Source organism: Brevibacillus sp. RS1.1 (genome assembly GCF_013284365.1).
In the GTDB taxonomy this organism is placed as follows: domain Bacteria; phylum Bacillota; class Bacilli; order Brevibacillales; family Brevibacillaceae; genus Brevibacillus; species Brevibacillus brevis_D.
The window spans coordinates 144,384-160,297 of the sequence record NZ_JABSVA010000002.1; the positions used below are offsets into that span (position 1 = coordinate 144,384).

The following is a 15,914-nucleotide window of genomic DNA, read 5'->3' on the forward strand; positions in this document are numbered from 1 at the left end:
CATTTCACCCACCTCCATGAAAAAAAGCACCGCGCGGGTGCATTTTCTTAGTTTGATGTATCAACCTCTAACATTTCGAAATTACCATGAATATCTCCAACGAATACTTTGTTATCCGCTATTCTAGAAAAACTTTTAAAAAGTTCACCTACTTGTAAATTTAAGCTCATTTGAGAAGCAACCTGGACATTGTTATTTTCATTTATCTTGATTAATTTTGCATTGCCATTATAATCAATTACTACTGCATAGTTATCAGATACACCCACAACCATCTTCCAGTGATGGGATTGGACATCATCTATTAACCCTTCACTAATTTGTTTTCCGTCTTTATCAAAAAGCAAATATTTACTCTTAGATCCAACGGCAAAAATTTTACCATCAGAAAGTCTTGTTAAATCGTAGATGTGAGTCATAACGCCCCATTCACCAGAACCAGAGGAAATTGTTTTTCCCTTTTCATTTATTACTGCATACCTGCCTTGTTGCCCCGACATGAATATATTCCCATTTTCAAGTTCTATTACATCATATATCGAGCTCGTATTGTTACCATGCGACCACGTACCAGACCGAATTACGTTTAGCGAAGAATCCATTATGGTATAGTAACCACTATGCTGCACCATAACAATATTCCCATTTTTAAGTTCCGTAACAGCATTTATTTGAGTCGTCTTAGCTAACTGACCTCGTCTTAGTTCTACACCTGATGATGATACTAGCATCCATTTTCCACTTAAACCTACCAATAAAGTATTTCCATCTTTCAAAGTCTGCGCGTCATGTGCGGAGATGCTCGGTGTGGGTTTTAACTCTCCCCTTGTCATTGTTTGTCCTGTACTTGCGTCTATTATTGCATAAACTCCATTTCCTACTGCAAGAATGTTTCCATCTGAGGTTTTTTCAACCGCAGCGATGCCGGCCCTAGTTCCCCCATGCCCCCAATTCCCACTTGTTACGGAAGATAATGTAGCAGCACTGGCTTCAAACGGAATCGTTAATAAAAAAGTGCAAACAAGGTACTTTACTATTTTTTTATTAAAGCTCATTTCTTTCTCTCCCTCTAATTTAATAGTTTTTTTGGTAAATAATCCGATTTAGCGAAGTAAGTTCGGATCAAATCCTAACCGAATTTCAACACTTGCTTGTCCAATGCGGACGACAAGTGAAAGAGGTCCATACATCTTGAAGGTGTGCCAAGTTTGACGCTTATAGACCTCCCACTCATTTACGAGAAAGGGCCCAATTATACAACTTAGAGATTTTTACTCTAGGGTAAATTATTAAAATTTATTGTTGTGAACAAGTACGTTTTGTTAGAAACGTCATAGACTATTTTTTCCACCTCTGATTGATCGTACTGGGTGTCGTCACAATTTTTTATGTGTGTCCAATTAAATTTGTCCAATGACAATGTTCCACCGGCCTTTTTTACAGGAACAGCAATGGAAAATTCAGCTCCTTGAAAAAAGGCTCGTTTTCCATAATTGTCAGTAGTTTGATGATAATATCCCTTATCACTTTTAGGAACCATATTCAACTCAAAGCCTACTGTTTTTAGACCTCTCCAATAAGGATTCTCTGCTAGCCAACCAAGTTTACCCGTTAAATTACCATTTTTATCATATGTAGGAGTATCCTTGTCAACGAATACAGAACCAAGAGTTTTTCCAGAGGTGTTTATAACATGTAGTTTAACTATATACTCGCCACGTTCATCTATTTCACCTCCAAACTTTAATTTTACCGTTTTTCCAGTTATGCTCGGGAGTTTAATTTCTTTCCAAACACCCCCTCCAAAAATAACTGCTTTCCATTGTTTTCCTTCTAGGATAACCCCTCCATCAAACGTAGAGCCATCCTCAGAGTTAATAGTGATGAAAAATTCCGGATATATTTTTTCGGCAATTGCATTAATATATGAGTTACCTGGGACCTTTAAATTCGCTTCACCACCTACTACGGTTTCACCAAATTCTGATTGTTTTATTGCAGAACGAAAACCATCTCCTTTGTCTTCAACGTCGTCAACTGATTGAGTAGATACACTCTGGTTTTCATTTTGATCTGTAACTGCGTAAGAAACATTTGGAGAAAATAGCAAACTAAGAGTACTAAGAGCCAGAATGGGAAAACTAAGTAGCTTTCTTTTCATAGAATCAACTCCTATATTATTTAATTTCAATAAAATAGTAATGTATCCATATTTTTAGGTATATAGTCTTAATTTCCTAAAATTATCTCAACTGGAAAAATGCAAAAAGTTATGTTCTGAATTTTAAAACTGTGCAAGGTTTGACACTTACCATACTAAAAGCCACCCAGCATTATCACCGGATGGCTCATTCACAATTTTTCATGTTCTCATAATAACAGGGGTGAAGCCTAGTTTTGGTACAAGAAAGGTGCAGGTTTTGTACGAAAAACGCCCAATAGAAAAGACGGCTCAGATAATGGCAGCCGCCTTAAGGATGAATGTCACCCTATCAATTGCTCTGTTCTTGTGAAAGTCATAGGTGCTCTTTGGCAAGCGTAGCTCAAACTCATAGATATGCTTGTCCCTTTTTTGTTCGAAGAAGCATTTCTGGATGATCTCCCGTCCTTCTACATGGAGTGCTCCAATTGCTCTTTCAATTGCCATGCACTTTTGTTCATAGTTGCGGATCATCAATGGTCGTTCTTCCCTGAGAATGATTGTGTTGCCGACAACGTCACGTCGAGTTCCACGCCCATCAATATCCCCTCTCGTGCCATTACCCTCGATATTTGCCATATCTATTTCCGTGAAGTCGTAATGTTCAGGGAAATATTTCTCAACTGTGTAAATCTCCACGGCAGCTTTCATCGATGGGTAGGCTTTTAATAGCGAACGAGCTCTCTCTTTGTCTTTAGCATTAACGAACAAATCTAATTGTGCGCTCATCTTTCCAATTCCCCCTCGTGGCAGCCCATGCTATAATGTTTTTGCCGAACATATAGACGGACTCCCTGATTGGGGGCTTATTTTTTTGTCTCTTTTTTACTCCCGAAATATTGTGATAAAAAGTGAAACTTATAAAAATTCAGTAACCATTTTGTGGAATTTACCGTAATGCTTGTTAGATAATAGTTTCTATTATCCAAATCAATGGCTAGGGAGAGATTCTGAAATGAAGAAATTAGCGTTGCTATCTCTATCAATCTTTTCAGTTTTCACTATCATGTCATCAGCAAGTGCTGCGATGCCTAAACCAGTAGCTGAAGCAAGTGTAAATGCACAAGTAACCGTAACTAAGCTTGAAATAGAAGCTGATATTCCGAGAGTTTTTTACCCTGGTAATACTGCTCCAGTTTGGGTAACAGCTCATTTTTCGGATGGAACATCTAAACTTGTTTCAAATGACGCTAAAGTAATACAACAATCAGCAGGCTTTTACATCAGTCGACCCGGGTTTAAATATGGTATCCTTGAGGCTGCAAGACCAGGTGATGGCTGGATTACTTTTGAATACGGCGGGGTCCAAAAATCATTGTTTTTTACCGTTGCCAATAAATAATAAATTTTGACGAGTCCTCCCTAGTTAGGGAGGGCTCTATTTTGCTTTTTTTCTCTTTTGTTAAGTAACAATAGACTATCCATGTGTGGGACAGTCCTCGCAATCGAAGTTTTGATCGCACTGTTTCTTGGCATGTTCGGCCAATGATTGGAGCTTTCACAAAATCATTAACAAATTCAGCTATTCATTTCATCATCTGTTGCGAAATACCACCCGCTAAGATGTACTACTCTTTGCTTCATTATTTTCAAATACTGCTTTCAGACCGATAAGAGTTGCTATTTTGAAATCTGTCAATCTGGTACTTCCAGGACGGATTTCAAGACTTATGAGCTTGAACATGAAATTGCCGATTGCCAGATTTCGTTCGTGATATTGATATTGTATATACTCTTTTAAAGCGTCATAGATGCAACATATCAATATAGGAAACAATCTTTCCCACTCTGTATTTCCTTTCAAATCATCTTGAATCAATGCTTCATTTTTAAAGCCAATAAGACCTTGACATGGTTCGATTACGAAATCAACGATGGCATAATGGTCTGGCCCTGCCTGTCTAATATATCTAGCTTGTTTTTCAACCCATTCTGTTACAGTAATAATAGATACGTCTTCTACTTCATAAGGTGGATTAATCCAGATCATAGCGAGCCCCTTTCTGTTTTAACATCGGGGATTAAGAAGTACAATATGGCATATCATAACCTCCCGCATTTTCGAGGTAATACCATTTTCTTCATTCAAGGTCCACTATGTGGCGTCCTGAAGGTAATTTAATTACTCCTAATCCTTATCCCTAGATAAACTCCGCTTTATTCTTAACTCCCGTAATGAAATGTTAAGGCGACCATTCTTGCGTGCATATATAATTCCCGTCTTCATCCACATCGATTGAATAGTCCTTACGCAAATCGATTCCAGCTCTTTCAAGAGCATCATCTAAAAACATCACACTAGCAGTTAAACTCCAGTGAATTTTCACTCGTTTCATTGTGCATCCTCCTCATTTATCACATCGTGTGATTTGATTACTTTTTGAAAATTGCATATTTTTTATAGAATGTATGGTAAAATTTAGTAGTATATGGAAAATACACCCAATAAGAGGTTATGTATGAAAAAGATTGCTTTGCTGTTATTTGCAGTTTTCATGATCCAACTCCATTTCACTTCTGCAACATTTGCATTTTGGAATGACCGTCTTAAGCCAAATCAAGAAATGACTGGTTCGCTTATGTCAATTAACGGTAAATACCAATTAGGTTTTAATGTTTATAACGGTCTTCAATTAAAGAACAGATCAAATACCGTTTTATGGAGCGTGAATACCAACCGCGCTGGACATTCTCTCAAGCTTGACTTTTATAGCGGAAAACTCGTTTTACTCCGTGGGAATGGTGATCCGCTTTGGTATTCAGATAACGCTGCATGGAGTAATATCCATTATCAAGGTAAACCACCCGTAAACCTTAGAGGCGACCTTATGATTATGCAAGATGATGGAAATTTAGTTCTTTATAACACCACGGACTTGAATCAAGGTTGGTATCCTGTATGGGCTTCAAATACAGGTGGTCAATAAGAATGTAATAGTTGGAGCCGTGTAAGTGCGGCTCTTTTTTACTTATTGAGAACATTACCGAAGCATGAAATGTTTTGTACACCGTCTTACCTCCGTTCTTCTCAATTACCGTTTTGTTAATCATCTGAATCTAAACCCCAGACCTTTAATTCACCAGTTTTATGGTCTACATAGATGCGAACAAGTACCTGTTCATCCCATGAAATACCTTCACCGTAGAGTGTCATTTCACAATGAGGGCAAGACTCTTTCCAACTGCATTGAGTTTCTGGCGTACAATCTCATTGTTTTTAACGAGGATGTATGGGCTATCTCCGCCATTTATTTCAACTACCTCCAGGTTGTTCAAAACATCCAAAATTGCTTGTCTATTCATCGCTCTTTCCTCCCTAACTATTAAGTTAAAAATCCCTGTCACTCAAACTGTAATATGATTGAAACTATTTGCTACCTTGTCCGTCTACGTTATAAAAGAAACTGATTGGAGATGTGGACAAATGCCATATATCAACCTTCAAATTACAAAAGGTGCAACCCGTGATCAAAAAGCTCAGATTGTGAAAGAGTTCACGGAAACTCTTGTTAATGTTCTTGGCAAAAAGCCTGAACATACTCACATCGTTATTGAAGAGATTGACGATGAAAACTGGGGGTATGCGGGCATTCTCACTGATGATTTCAGAAAACTTTAAGCATGTTTCGTAAAAGTTCCAGTTTGATACTGGGACTTTTTGCCGATGCTATTCGCACAGCAATCACCCGTAAGACGGCTGGCTTAAAGAATGCCTCGCTTACGGGTGATCTTTTCCCAAATGATTTTCCTTTATTCCTTTACCTTTTATCTACCCTGCGGCTGTTTCGTCCGATAAAACTCATTAAACAACTTCATTAACGCTCGCTTTTCGATACGGGATACATACGAACGAGAGATGCCCAGCTCCCGCGCAATTTCACGCTGTGTTTTTTCTTTGTCCTGATCCAGCCCAAACCTACCGATGATTACCTCTTTTTCACGCTCATCGAGGATGTGTATGTGCTGGTAAATCTTATTGGACTCCAGCTTGAGCTGCACAGCGTCGACCACTTCGTCGGTTTCTGTACCAAGGACGTCGATTAAGGTGATTTCATTCCCCTCTTTATCCGTCCCGATTGGGTCGTGCAAGGAAACATCTTTTTTGGTTTTTTTCAGACTTCTCAGATGCATGAGGATTTCATTCTCAATACAACGCGCAGCATACGTAGCCAGCTTGGTGCCCTTATCCACCTGATAACTCTCGATTGCTTTGATCAGGCCGATGGTACCGATGGAAATCAGATCTTCACTGTCCTCACCCGTGTTCTCGAATTTCTTCACAATATGCGCCACCAAACGCAAATTGTGCTCAATCAGCTTGTTGCGGGCGTAAGGGTCGCCTTTGGCCATGAGTCGGAGGTACTTTTCTTCTTCGGTGTCCTGAAGCGGTTGCGGGAATGCATTGTTCTTGACATAAGCCACAAAAACGAGTAGTTCTTTAAAAACAAGGGAAAGCGCCGCGATAATGCTGGACATGGCTGCCACCTCCACGTCTGGAATAGCTTACTTCTATCCTTATGTGGGCAGTCGCCTACGCGTGCCTGTACGCAGGGAGTTGTTGTCGATTAATTCACTGTTGCTTGTATGGTAAAGGATTCACATTTCCACCTATGATTGGAGTGATCACCCATACTAGATTTTGGCGCTGTGTCAATCGAATGGAGTACTTTACTCTTCCAGCTCTTTGTCTTCCTCTTGCCTTTCGCACTTATCATTGCTTGCTGCTTGTTCATCGTAAAGCGCATCGCAATCAAGCAAAAAGCCATCGACGAGCTGGAAAAACGCGTCGCAGCACTCGAGCAAGAAAGAAAGCGTCCGGAATCATAACGGACGCTTTCCTTTTTCCCCTATTCAAATAGAGCCATCATCTCTTCGTCTTCTCTCTCACGCGCTATATCGTATGGTGTTTGCCCATCCATGTCCTTTTTGTTTGGATTCGCACCTCTGGCCAGCAATAACTCTACCACATCCAAACGTTCCTCTCCATCCGCTACCTGTGTGTGCAACGGGGTACTTCCATCATGAGCACTGGCATGTATGTCTGCACCGTGCGCGATGAGCGCCTCTGCAACCTCTGGATAGAGCGTGATATGCAACGGGGTAATACCCTCATCGTTTTTCGCATGAACGTCCGCACCTTGTGCGATCAAATACGCTATGAGGTCAACATCGTCCGTCATCACTGCGCCATGCAGTACGGAAAACTCATACTCATCCTTTTCATGCAGCAATTCCGGCTGTTTCGTAACAATCTTTTTTACGAGCTCGATGTCTCCCAGTTCAGCCGCATCATACAAATCTGCGAAATGGTAAGCCATATCTTTCTCTCCTATCATATGTATTTCTCCCTGCTCCTTATCGCTCTTCTGTTTCAAATACAAGTTTGGCGAGCAGGACTAGCGGTGAATCTTTTTCTTGCCCGCCCTCAGTGAGATCGAACAATTTTTCGTTAATCGGTCCGTACCGCGATTCATTGCCATACAGCAAAATGACATGTGGGTACTTGCCAATTTCCTCTGTTAGCTTTTCCGGCCATTCTTTTCGATCAAGGGTTGCATTCATCGCATATTCGTTTTCCAAATACATGAAAAAGTCCGCTCTCGCCTCTGCATCCTGTACCTCATGTACTTCAAAAAAGTCCTCGTCTATCCATTCAAGACCCGACGCTGTTAAAAAGCCAGACGGTATCACTTCACCATCCTCATCGTAAACCGGAGTCAGAAAATCCGCTAGTTCATCAGCCGATTGCAAGGTTGTTCCCCATACGGTTACTACATTTCTCATTATCTCTCCCCCTCGTCTAATGCTTTACGGTTTCCAAGGAAGAGCGAATACGATCTACACGCTCCTTTTCCTTGCGCAGAATGGCTTTCTCGTATGCTACATCCAGCAACCGATTGATTTCTTGCCAATTCGCTTCACCGGAAGGCGATTCACCACTTGTCAGCATTTTTCCCCAAGCACTTAATGCAATCTGTCGCTGTGCTTCATTTCCGTCCAGCCAGCGAATCAGATCCTCCCATCGTGGACGTGACACCGCGAAAAGCTCATCCCAGCCTTCTATCGGGTACGCCACATGTGGTTCCATCCACAAAATGACTTCTCGGGAGCGAAAGTGATGCAAATGACTGTTGGCAGCATATCCTACCAAACATTCTTTTCTGGCAACGACTTCATCCATTTCAGCCAAAACTCGCTGTAAGCCCTCTTCTTCCGGCAAACAAGCTGCCGTTAGATATGCACGTTGGCTTGATCCTAGCCGTTGATAATGTGGCCCGGACTCCCAAAGCGAGCGCACCCAGCTCTCTGCCTTCTTGCCTACTGTCTCAACAATGAGCTGGCACCAAAGTTGCAGATTACTCGATGAGGTTTCCTGCTCAATTTGTGTTACCCATTTTTGCAAAATTGGCTCCCAATCGTACTGGGTAAATGCCTCTTGGATACGTGAATCTCCTGCACCATGCATTTTTGCAAACAAGACTAGCTTCTCGAAATCTTGCGCTGCCTCTTCAAAGGTTAGCGTCCGATAGATTTCCAGCCATTCTTTCCACTCTTGTGCGACTTGCCCCTCCACATCGAGCCCATCTGCACCGGCGAGTGCTTCATAATTCCAGCACTCTGCCCCAATACAGCCCAGCTCTGTGACTCGCTCTACGAACTCTGTGAAGCTTTTGCAGAGCAATAGGAATTCGTCTGTCTCATGCCCCCAAGAATAAACGGGTGGGTCATCCACGCCTGTCGCCAAATCGATGAGCAGCATGTCGCCATTCCCACCGACGTGAAAACAGAGATACCTTTTCTCGTCCTCACTCTCTTCGTCCCCACCAAAGTACGGCCACTCAAACGCATCCAATGACCATCCCAAATCCCCACTGAGCGAAAAAGGATCTAACGTTCGAGATGGCAACGACCAATTTATTTGAACCTGACTGCTGCCCAATAGTAAAATAGTCCGGATCGTCGCGGGAAAGCTGATCCCGAGACTTACCTCTCTTCTTTCGATTTCTTCCATCGCTGCTGGAGGTTCTATGGTGAGCGGCCAAACCTGAGCACCTTGTCGCTCCATATCATGCATAAGTAACTTCCACGCTTCAAACCACTTTTCCATTCGTTGCTGCATTGGCATAACGACCTCTCTCGTCTGTCGCTTTTATCTTACGAATTCTATATCTATTTTCTTTATCTAAAATTCGATTTCATATCCTACTAAAGCACCAATTATATCCATATTTTTCATGGTAAAATTATCTACAAAGTCGCTTTTTTTGCCGATATTAGTAGAAAAAACACGGAAATGAGGACCTAGCTAATGACCACCATTGGAATTGATTTGGGCACGACGAACAGTCTGGTTGCCTACTGGACTGAAAATGGACCCGCGCTCATTCCAAACGCGCTCGGAGAAACACTAACTCCTTCTGTTGTCAGCGTCGATGAGAACGGCGAGATCTTGATTGGAAAAATCGCCAGAGAGCGCCTGTTGACTCACCCAGATCGTACCGCTTCTACTTTTAAACGGTTTATGGGAACAGAAAAAAAATACCAGCTGGGGAGATATTCCTTTTCTGCCGATGACCTTTCCTCCTTTGTGATTAAATCTTTGAAGGCGGATGCAGAGGCTCATTTAGGGCACCCCGTTCACGAAGCGGTTATCAGTGTGCCTGCCTATTTCAACGACACACAACGCAAAGCGACCAAGCGGGCAGCAGAGCTTGCAGGACTGAAAGTAGAGCGCTTAATCAGCGAACCGACTGCCGCCGCGATCTCATATGGGCTCCATCAAGAGGAATCCGAGACACAGTTCCTCGTATTCGATTTAGGTGGTGGAACGTTTGACGTTTCTATTTTGGAAATGTTCGAAGGTGTGATGGAAGTAAAATCTATCGCTGGAGACAACTTTTTGGGCGGCGAAGACTTTACCGATCTGATCGCCTCTTATTTCATTGAAGCCCATCGACTCGATATCAACACGCTGGACAGCAAAACACGTTCGTCCATCCACAAACAAGCTGAGTTGTGCAAGCGCGCCTTGTTTTCCGAGCAAGAAGGGAAAATGAGTGTCAATATCCAGGGTGAGCTGGTTGAAACGACCCTTAGTCGAAATCAGCTGGAAGAACTCGCATTTCCTCTGCTGCAACGACTGCGTCAGCCGATCGAGCGTGCTTTGCGAGACGCATCCATCTCACCTCGGGACCTAGACGCCATCGTGCTTATTGGCGGTGCGACGCGGATGCCGCTTATCAAATCCATCGTAAGCAAAATATTTGGGCGACTGCCCTATTCCCATATTAATCCCGATGAGGCCGTTGCATTGGGAACAGCGATACAAGCAGCACTCAAGGAACGCAACGAGGCGTTAAACGAGCTTGTATTAACAGATGTTTGCCCATACACACTCGGTACGGGTATTGTTCAAACCATGGCCAACGGCAAACACGAGGATGGCTACTTTTTTCCGATCATCGAGCGCAATACGCCAATCCCGGTCAGCCGGGTAGAACGACTGTACACCGTTCTCGATAATCAACGCTCCATTCTCGTTGACGTGTATCAAGGCGAAAGCCGACGCGTCGAACATAACCTCAAGCTTGGCGAACTGAATATAAAAGTTCCCCCTGCCCAAAAGGGCGAGGAGTCTATCGATGTTCGTTATACATATGACATCAACGGGATTCTCGAAGTCGAAGTGACTGTCGTATCTACAGGAGTCAAAACCAAGGCCGTCATCGAAAAAAATCCGGGGAGCCTTTCAAAAGAAGAAATTGAGGAGCGTTTTCAAGCTCTTCAAAACATAAAGATCCACCCCAGAGAACGAACCGAAAATCGATTGCTTCTGGCAAAAGGCGAGCGTATGTATGAGGAAGCGTTGGGCGAAAACAGGATGATCATTGCGAATTACTTACGCCGCTTCGAAAGTGTCCTGTCCACCCAAAATGAAAGGGACATTGCCAAAGCAGCAGAAGAATTGAAGCAACAGCTGGACATGTTTGAAGGGTGGAATGAGTATTAATGGGGATTTGGGAGATTCTCGGGATTGAACCGACGGACAATCCTGCCCAGATAAAAAAGGCTTATGCCAAAAAGTTGAAGGTGCACAATCCGGAAGTTGATCCTGAAGGCTTTCAGCGATTGCGAGAGGCGTATGACCTCGCCCTGAAGTTCACACGCAATGACAAGCGGAATCCTGAAAAAAGACCGCTGGACGGCGAGGAGAATCACGAAACGCAAGAAGAGCCGATTCACCTCCAGCCGCCGAGACGACTTTATGAGCAGTGGCATTCTGAACCAGCAGAAGAAGAGCAGCCTAGCTACGATCCACCGCAGCGGCTCACCCTGTTTGACAGGTTTTTAGAGGAACCAACGCAAGAAGTAATCTCGCAAGAAGAAATCCCGATTCCCAAGCGGTACGATTTCACGGAGAACGTCGATCATTCCGAACGCTCCATGAACTCCGATGACATGGTGGAGCGTTTTTTCCGCCGTACACAAGAGTTGTACGACAACTATCACGAACGTATCCAGCTTGAAAACTGGCGTGAGTTGCTGAATGACGAGGCCATGTGGAATGTCGGCTGCCATCAACTCATCGATACGCAATTTCTCCACTTTTTAGAAGAACACTATCACTTGCCTCATGAAGTGTGGATGCTGCTCGATTCCCATTTTCAATGGCGGGAGAAATCAGAAAAGCTCGCAAGCCAGCTCTCAGGACGTTTTGTTGCTTACCTGAACGGCCAGCTTAATCAGATTTTCACGCTGCGTTACCACTCTTTTGAGAATCGCGATGACCTCGATATTGAAGCGTTTCTAGAATGGCGCAGCGATGCGTTATTTGCCCTCATGGAAAATGATTGGGAAACGGCTCAAAGCTATTTGGCAAAAGCTCATGCTATGTACGCGCTTGACCCCGATTTGATCCGTTTGCAGGGCGAATATTTTTTGCGAACCGGAAATAAGAATCGCGCCTTTCATACCTTTGATCAATTGATACGTCTTGATCCAGATAACATCGATGCGTATTTGTATCGTGCCCGACTTTTCCTCGAGAAGGGAGATGCCACAGATGCGATCAAAGATTGCGAGGAAATCCTCACTCGCATGCCAGAACTATGGGACGCTCGCAGCTTGCTGGGGAAAGGCTATCTTCAGCTAGGGGAATGGGAGAAGGCTCAAGAAGTTTTTCAGGAGATACTCTCGCATAATCCATCCGATATCGACGCGAAGATATGCCTGACACAAATACACTCACCATTTAACAGGATGACGGAACCACCTGCGAGCAAGCAAGCCAAAGCTGTTAGGAGAAAAAACTTGCAAACGCTTGGACTTCCTGGCAGGCTAGCAAGGTTCAAGCAATTTTTTGCTCTCTACACGAGACGTAACATTTGGACGATTATTTTTCTCCTTCTGCTCCATTACGCAATGTTTGCTGTCGTATCCATGAAGCTGGATATGACTTCGGAGCAAATGTTTGACTCCTTGGTCAATAAATATAAGCCTGTCCAAATCAAGACCGTGGAAGAGATGAAACAAACTCCTCTTGGCTACCAGGTCGAATTTACATTGACCAAAGCGTCTTATATCAATATGCTCCGTGTCTATGACAAAGAGAAGTATCCTGAGCCAAAAGCTGAGTTTATCCCTGCTGCCAAAGCCAAAGAGCGAGATCTATTAAACTCGGACACAGGCTATGTAAATGTGGGTTATATGGGTCAACAATTAATCATTGTCATTACGGACTACGACCATGCCAAGGAAATTCATGACAAGCAATCCATAACGATGCGAGGAACGCTGAAGGCTGTACCGGATGGGGAGATGTTGCCTGTCATTGTGAATGCTTTGGAAAAACGAAAGCATCCCTATCAGTCGATTCTCGTGACAGATACGTATATCAATGCCAAGCCTGACTTAGAAGAAAAAGGATGGACGGGATCATGGCTTCTGGGCATTCTCGCGATGATTGCCATGTTGTATTACATCCGCATCATTCGTGAGTTTCCCAAAACTCGCAAAGCATTGACATTCCACTAAAGGAGGCAGGGAGGACTACCATGACAAAAGAAGCAGAAAACGAAAAAGAGATCGACCCAAAGTTAAGCCGCTACTTGCATGCGCTCTCCTCTGTTTGCCTAAATCAGAAGCGGCTCGCGTATTATTTGGCCATCCACGAATACAACCGCCTGCGCGATACGTTTTTGCGGCTTCGTATTGATAACAGATGGGATACCGGGGATGCCACGAAAACGAAAGAGCGCTTGACTTGGTTTTTGGAGCATGGGCAAAGAACTGAATTTGATCGGCATCGCCACGTATTATCTACACTCAGCGATGCCAATCGTTCCAACTACATCGCGTCCTTAAAAAAAGGCGATCTGGAGTCAGCCCGACAGTTGGTCGTGTACGCGTACATGAACAGGCTCCCACATGCCGGTATCGCCGCCTTTGATTACGCCTGGTATCTCATTATTTGCAAAGCAGGCGCCCAGCAGTCCTATCTTCCCAAGGCAGAGGCCGTAGAAGGCATGCTGGACGTAGCCAAGCGAATCCAACTCGCTTATTCGAGCTGGGAAGAGTATTTGTTTGCTTATGCTTGCGGCAATCTTTACGACGAAGCAGGCGCATCTAAAAATACGAGGAAAGCAACTGAAGCTCATATTTTGAAACTCTTGACGGGTAAGTACAGTCCGATCCGTGAATTTGACTGGAAGTTTGATCTCACACCTTACCTGCCCTCCCCCCATGCAGAAAGCCTCCCTGCTTTTAGCAGCTAAGCTTACAAAAAAACGTTTCCCACGGACTTCTTGCGCTTTGTCCGACGGGAAACGTTTTTTATTCTTGTATCGAGCTTAACAGAGGTCTTCTTACGCCTTCTTCGGTAGATCTTTCACCATGTGGCTCAATTTATGCCCGCTTACAATCACTGTCCCATCCTCGCGATAGCCAAGCGATTCATACAGCTTTCGCGCACGTGGTTTTTCCTCGTCAACGAGCAAAGCGATTCGGTCATGCCCACGCTGAATCGCTTCTTTTTCAAAAGCATCCAGCAGAAGTGATCCGATCCCCTTCCCTCTGCATGAGGAATCAACCGCGACAGAATCCAAATAGAATTCGTCATCCTTTGCTTCTTTTACGAGCGTAATCGTCTCGCCAGTCAAACGTTGGACATGCTCAACGAAGGGGCGATCGAGCACCTCTGTTTGGCTTCCATGATAAAAGAGCGCCAGTCCTACTGGTACATCTCCATCCATGGCAATCACTGCGTTTTCGTAGCTAAGCCGGTTATTTTCCTTCGCAAAAAACTCCTCCATCATGCGAATCGCTTCCGCCGCCTCCGTTGCACCTGTCAACGTATGCGCGATATCGCCAATGGCATCGTAAATTAATGGCGCAGCAAAAGCTGCATCTGTGGGTTCCGCTTTGCGTATCATGTGTTTCCTCCTATCGTTTCGAGCATTCGCACGACACGAATCTTTTCGTTTCTTTGTCTATCATACACACTTTCATTGTGTCACAATCTTCCAAGCTGATCGAGCTTTCCCGACGATCGTTCACAGATCAGCAACAATGAAACCGCTCTCATTTTTTCCAAGAGCGGTTTTTCCTTTTTCGCATCGGGTTTTCTTATCCAATCATTTTTTCAATCGTCAGCTTACGATCATGCCGCAAATCGAGGAATTCACCCATTCTTCTTACCAACGGACGCATCGGTTCATCTTGATGAATAAGAATGACTTCGACTTCTTCCCCGCTGCTCAACCTCGCCTTCGCGCCTACGTACAGCAAGGCAATGTAGCGAACAAACTGTGCAACGATCTCGACGTTCAATATTCCGTTACAGGCTTCCTTCCATAGGAGCTGTGCCGCCTCGAAGGGGGACGTCCTCCCTTTGTACACCCGATCAGAACAGATCGCATCAAACATGTCGGCAACAGCGAGCACCTGACATTCGATTGGAATGCTATCGCCTTTTCTTTGCTCCGGATAGCCAGACCCGTCGAGTCGCTCGTGATGCAGCAAGGCACACAATGCCAACGGCTCAGACCCACCCTTCATTTCACGGATCATTTCATAGCCGAAGACGGTGTGCTTCTTCATGATCGCAAATTCCTCTTCACTTAGCTTGCCTGGCTTCAGCAATATTTCCTTCGGTACTCTCATTTTCCCAATGTCATGCATAAATCCGGCTATCCCCATGAATGCTACTCGCTCTTCATCCCATTTCATCAAGCGAGCTATGAGCGAACAGAGAATGCCTACATTTAATGAATGTCGGTATGTATAGCTGTCTGCCTCTTCCAGCACGTACAAGTTCCGGAACAACCCCAAATGCTTCGTCGATTTATCTGCTACATCAAAAAAGATGTTGGAAAAATGATCAAGTGTTTCTGCCCCGCCAACTGTCAGTTCGTCGAAGAGTAGTCTCGTTTTGTCGAGAGCTTGTACATAAGCAGCAACGGTCTCAGAATCTGCATCCAATTGGAATAGTTGAGAAGTAACTTCCTCACCAGTTCCCTCTGTAAGACTCTGTATGATTTCAACCTCACGGACTCGTTGCTTTTGCAATAGGATCACATGGGCAGGTGTGATCGTCGTATTTTGTCCCAGCAGCAATATTCCTTGTTCGGTGTACAAATCTGCCGCTAATACTTGTCCAATCAGTGAGAGATCAACAGGTGCCAAAGGCATACAATCAACCTTTCCAGTCTCCGTC

19 protein-coding genes are annotated in these 15,914 nt (G+C 44.0%); 7 read left to right on the forward strand and 12 right to left on the reverse strand.

Annotated elements, in window-relative coordinates; all coding sequences use genetic code 11:
- Positions 1-47 precede the first annotated feature (47 nt).
- From HP570_RS06285 to HP570_RS06295, 3 genes are all read right to left on the reverse strand, one after another.
- Complete coding sequence (locus tag HP570_RS06285; protein WP_173625214.1) at positions 48-1,055, reverse strand: YopX family protein; 1,008 nt, start codon at positions 1,053-1,055, stop codon at positions 48-50.
- A gap of 221 nt (positions 1,056-1,276) precedes the next feature.
- A complete protein-coding gene (locus HP570_RS06290) occupies positions 1,277-2,161 on the reverse strand; it encodes a hypothetical protein (RefSeq protein WP_173625215.1) in 885 nt (294 codons plus the stop codon).
- Between the two features lie 291 nt (positions 2,162-2,452).
- Entirely contained in the window at positions 2,453-2,929 is a 477-nt protein-coding gene (locus tag HP570_RS06295) for an ArpU family phage packaging/lysis transcriptional regulator (protein WP_173625216.1), read from the reverse strand.
- 226 nt (positions 2,930-3,155) lie between these two features.
- On the opposite strand from HP570_RS06295, the gene HP570_RS06300 reads away from it, so the two are divergent.
- Entirely contained in the window at positions 3,156-3,542 is a 387-nt protein-coding gene (locus tag HP570_RS06300) for a hypothetical protein (RefSeq protein ID WP_173625217.1), read from the forward strand.
- A gap of 216 nt (positions 3,543-3,758) precedes the next feature.
- On the opposite strand, the gene HP570_RS06305 is transcribed toward HP570_RS06300, so the two are convergent.
- Together HP570_RS06305 and HP570_RS06310 are read right to left on the reverse strand one after the other, a co-directional pair.
- Positions 3,759-4,190: a hypothetical protein gene (locus HP570_RS06305; RefSeq protein ID WP_173625218.1), complete on the reverse strand. Its 432-nt coding sequence runs from the start codon at positions 4,188-4,190 to the stop codon at positions 3,759-3,761.
- A gap of 193 nt (positions 4,191-4,383) precedes the next feature.
- Complete coding sequence (locus tag HP570_RS06310; RefSeq protein ID WP_173625219.1) at positions 4,384-4,536, reverse strand: hypothetical protein; 153 nt, start codon at positions 4,534-4,536, stop codon at positions 4,384-4,386.
- Between the two features lie 123 nt (positions 4,537-4,659).
- Between HP570_RS06310 and HP570_RS06315 the strand changes: the two genes are divergently transcribed.
- A complete protein-coding gene (locus HP570_RS06315) occupies positions 4,660-5,127 on the forward strand; it encodes a hypothetical protein (protein ID WP_173625220.1) in 468 nt (155 codons plus the stop codon).
- Between the two features lie 223 nt (positions 5,128-5,350).
- Here the strand turns inward: HP570_RS06315 and HP570_RS06320 are convergent, their stop codons facing one another.
- Positions 5,351-5,503: a hypothetical protein gene (locus HP570_RS06320; RefSeq protein ID WP_173625221.1), complete on the reverse strand. Its 153-nt coding sequence runs from the start codon at positions 5,501-5,503 to the stop codon at positions 5,351-5,353.
- 121 nt (positions 5,504-5,624) lie between these two features.
- Between HP570_RS06320 and HP570_RS06325 the strand changes: the two genes are divergently transcribed.
- Positions 5,625-5,819, forward strand: coding sequence for a tautomerase family protein (locus HP570_RS06325; RefSeq protein WP_012685646.1), 195 nt, complete (start codon positions 5,625-5,627; stop codon positions 5,817-5,819).
- Between the two features lie 146 nt (positions 5,820-5,965).
- Here the strand turns inward: HP570_RS06325 and sigK are convergent, their stop codons facing one another.
- On the reverse strand, positions 5,966-6,676 hold the full coding sequence (sigK, locus tag HP570_RS06330) for an RNA polymerase sporulation sigma factor SigK (RefSeq protein WP_047072702.1): 711 nt from the start codon (positions 6,674-6,676) through the stop codon (positions 5,966-5,968).
- Between the two features lie 171 nt (positions 6,677-6,847).
- On the opposite strand from sigK, the gene HP570_RS06335 reads away from it, so the two are divergent.
- The gene (locus tag HP570_RS06335; RefSeq protein ID WP_254495109.1) at positions 6,848-7,027 is read left to right on the forward strand and encodes a hypothetical protein; all 180 of its coding nucleotides are present in this window, start codon (positions 6,848-6,850) and stop codon (positions 7,025-7,027) included.
- Between the two features lie 20 nt (positions 7,028-7,047).
- Here HP570_RS06335 and HP570_RS06340 read toward each other — a convergent pair whose 3' ends face one another.
- The 3 genes from HP570_RS06340 to HP570_RS06350 are packed head-to-tail and all read right to left on the reverse strand — an operon-like array spanning position 7,048 to position 9,326.
- Positions 7,048-7,518, reverse strand: coding sequence for an ankyrin repeat domain-containing protein (locus HP570_RS06340; RefSeq protein WP_173625222.1), 471 nt, complete (start codon positions 7,516-7,518; stop codon positions 7,048-7,050).
- A 37-nt stretch (positions 7,519-7,555) separates the two neighbouring features.
- Complete coding sequence (locus HP570_RS06345) at positions 7,556-7,984, reverse strand: immunity 22 family protein (protein ID WP_173625223.1); 429 nt, start codon at positions 7,982-7,984, stop codon at positions 7,556-7,558.
- A gap of 16 nt (positions 7,985-8,000) precedes the next feature.
- Entirely contained in the window at positions 8,001-9,326 is a 1,326-nt protein-coding gene (locus HP570_RS06350; protein ID WP_173625224.1) for an SMI1/KNR4 family protein, read from the reverse strand.
- Positions 9,327-9,509: 183 nt separating this feature from the next.
- Between HP570_RS06350 and HP570_RS06355 the strand changes: the two genes are divergently transcribed.
- The 3 genes from HP570_RS06355 to HP570_RS06365 are packed head-to-tail and all read left to right on the forward strand — an operon-like array spanning position 9,510 to position 13,974.
- A complete protein-coding gene (locus tag HP570_RS06355; protein ID WP_173625225.1) occupies positions 9,510-11,210 on the forward strand; it encodes a molecular chaperone HscC in 1,701 nt (566 codons plus the stop codon).
- Positions 11,210-13,234, forward strand: coding sequence for a J domain-containing protein (locus tag HP570_RS06360; RefSeq protein ID WP_173625226.1), 2,025 nt, complete (start codon positions 11,210-11,212; stop codon positions 13,232-13,234). Before HP570_RS06355 ends, HP570_RS06360 begins: the two co-directional genes overlap by 1 nt.
- A 20-nt stretch (positions 13,235-13,254) precedes the next feature.
- Positions 13,255-13,974, forward strand: coding sequence for a DUF1266 domain-containing protein (locus HP570_RS06365; protein ID WP_173625227.1), 720 nt, complete (start codon positions 13,255-13,257; stop codon positions 13,972-13,974).
- Between the two features lie 90 nt (positions 13,975-14,064).
- On the opposite strand, the gene HP570_RS06370 is transcribed toward HP570_RS06365, so the two are convergent.
- Both HP570_RS06370 and HP570_RS06375 read right to left on the reverse strand, forming a co-directional pair.
- On the reverse strand, positions 14,065-14,631 hold the full coding sequence (locus HP570_RS06370) for a GNAT family N-acetyltransferase (protein ID WP_016739260.1): 567 nt from the start codon (positions 14,629-14,631) through the stop codon (positions 14,065-14,067).
- Positions 14,632-14,824: 193 nt separating this feature from the next.
- Entirely contained in the window at positions 14,825-15,889 is a 1,065-nt protein-coding gene (locus HP570_RS06375) for an HD-GYP domain-containing protein (protein WP_173625228.1), read from the reverse strand.
- Between the last annotated feature and the right edge of the window lie 25 nt (positions 15,890-15,914).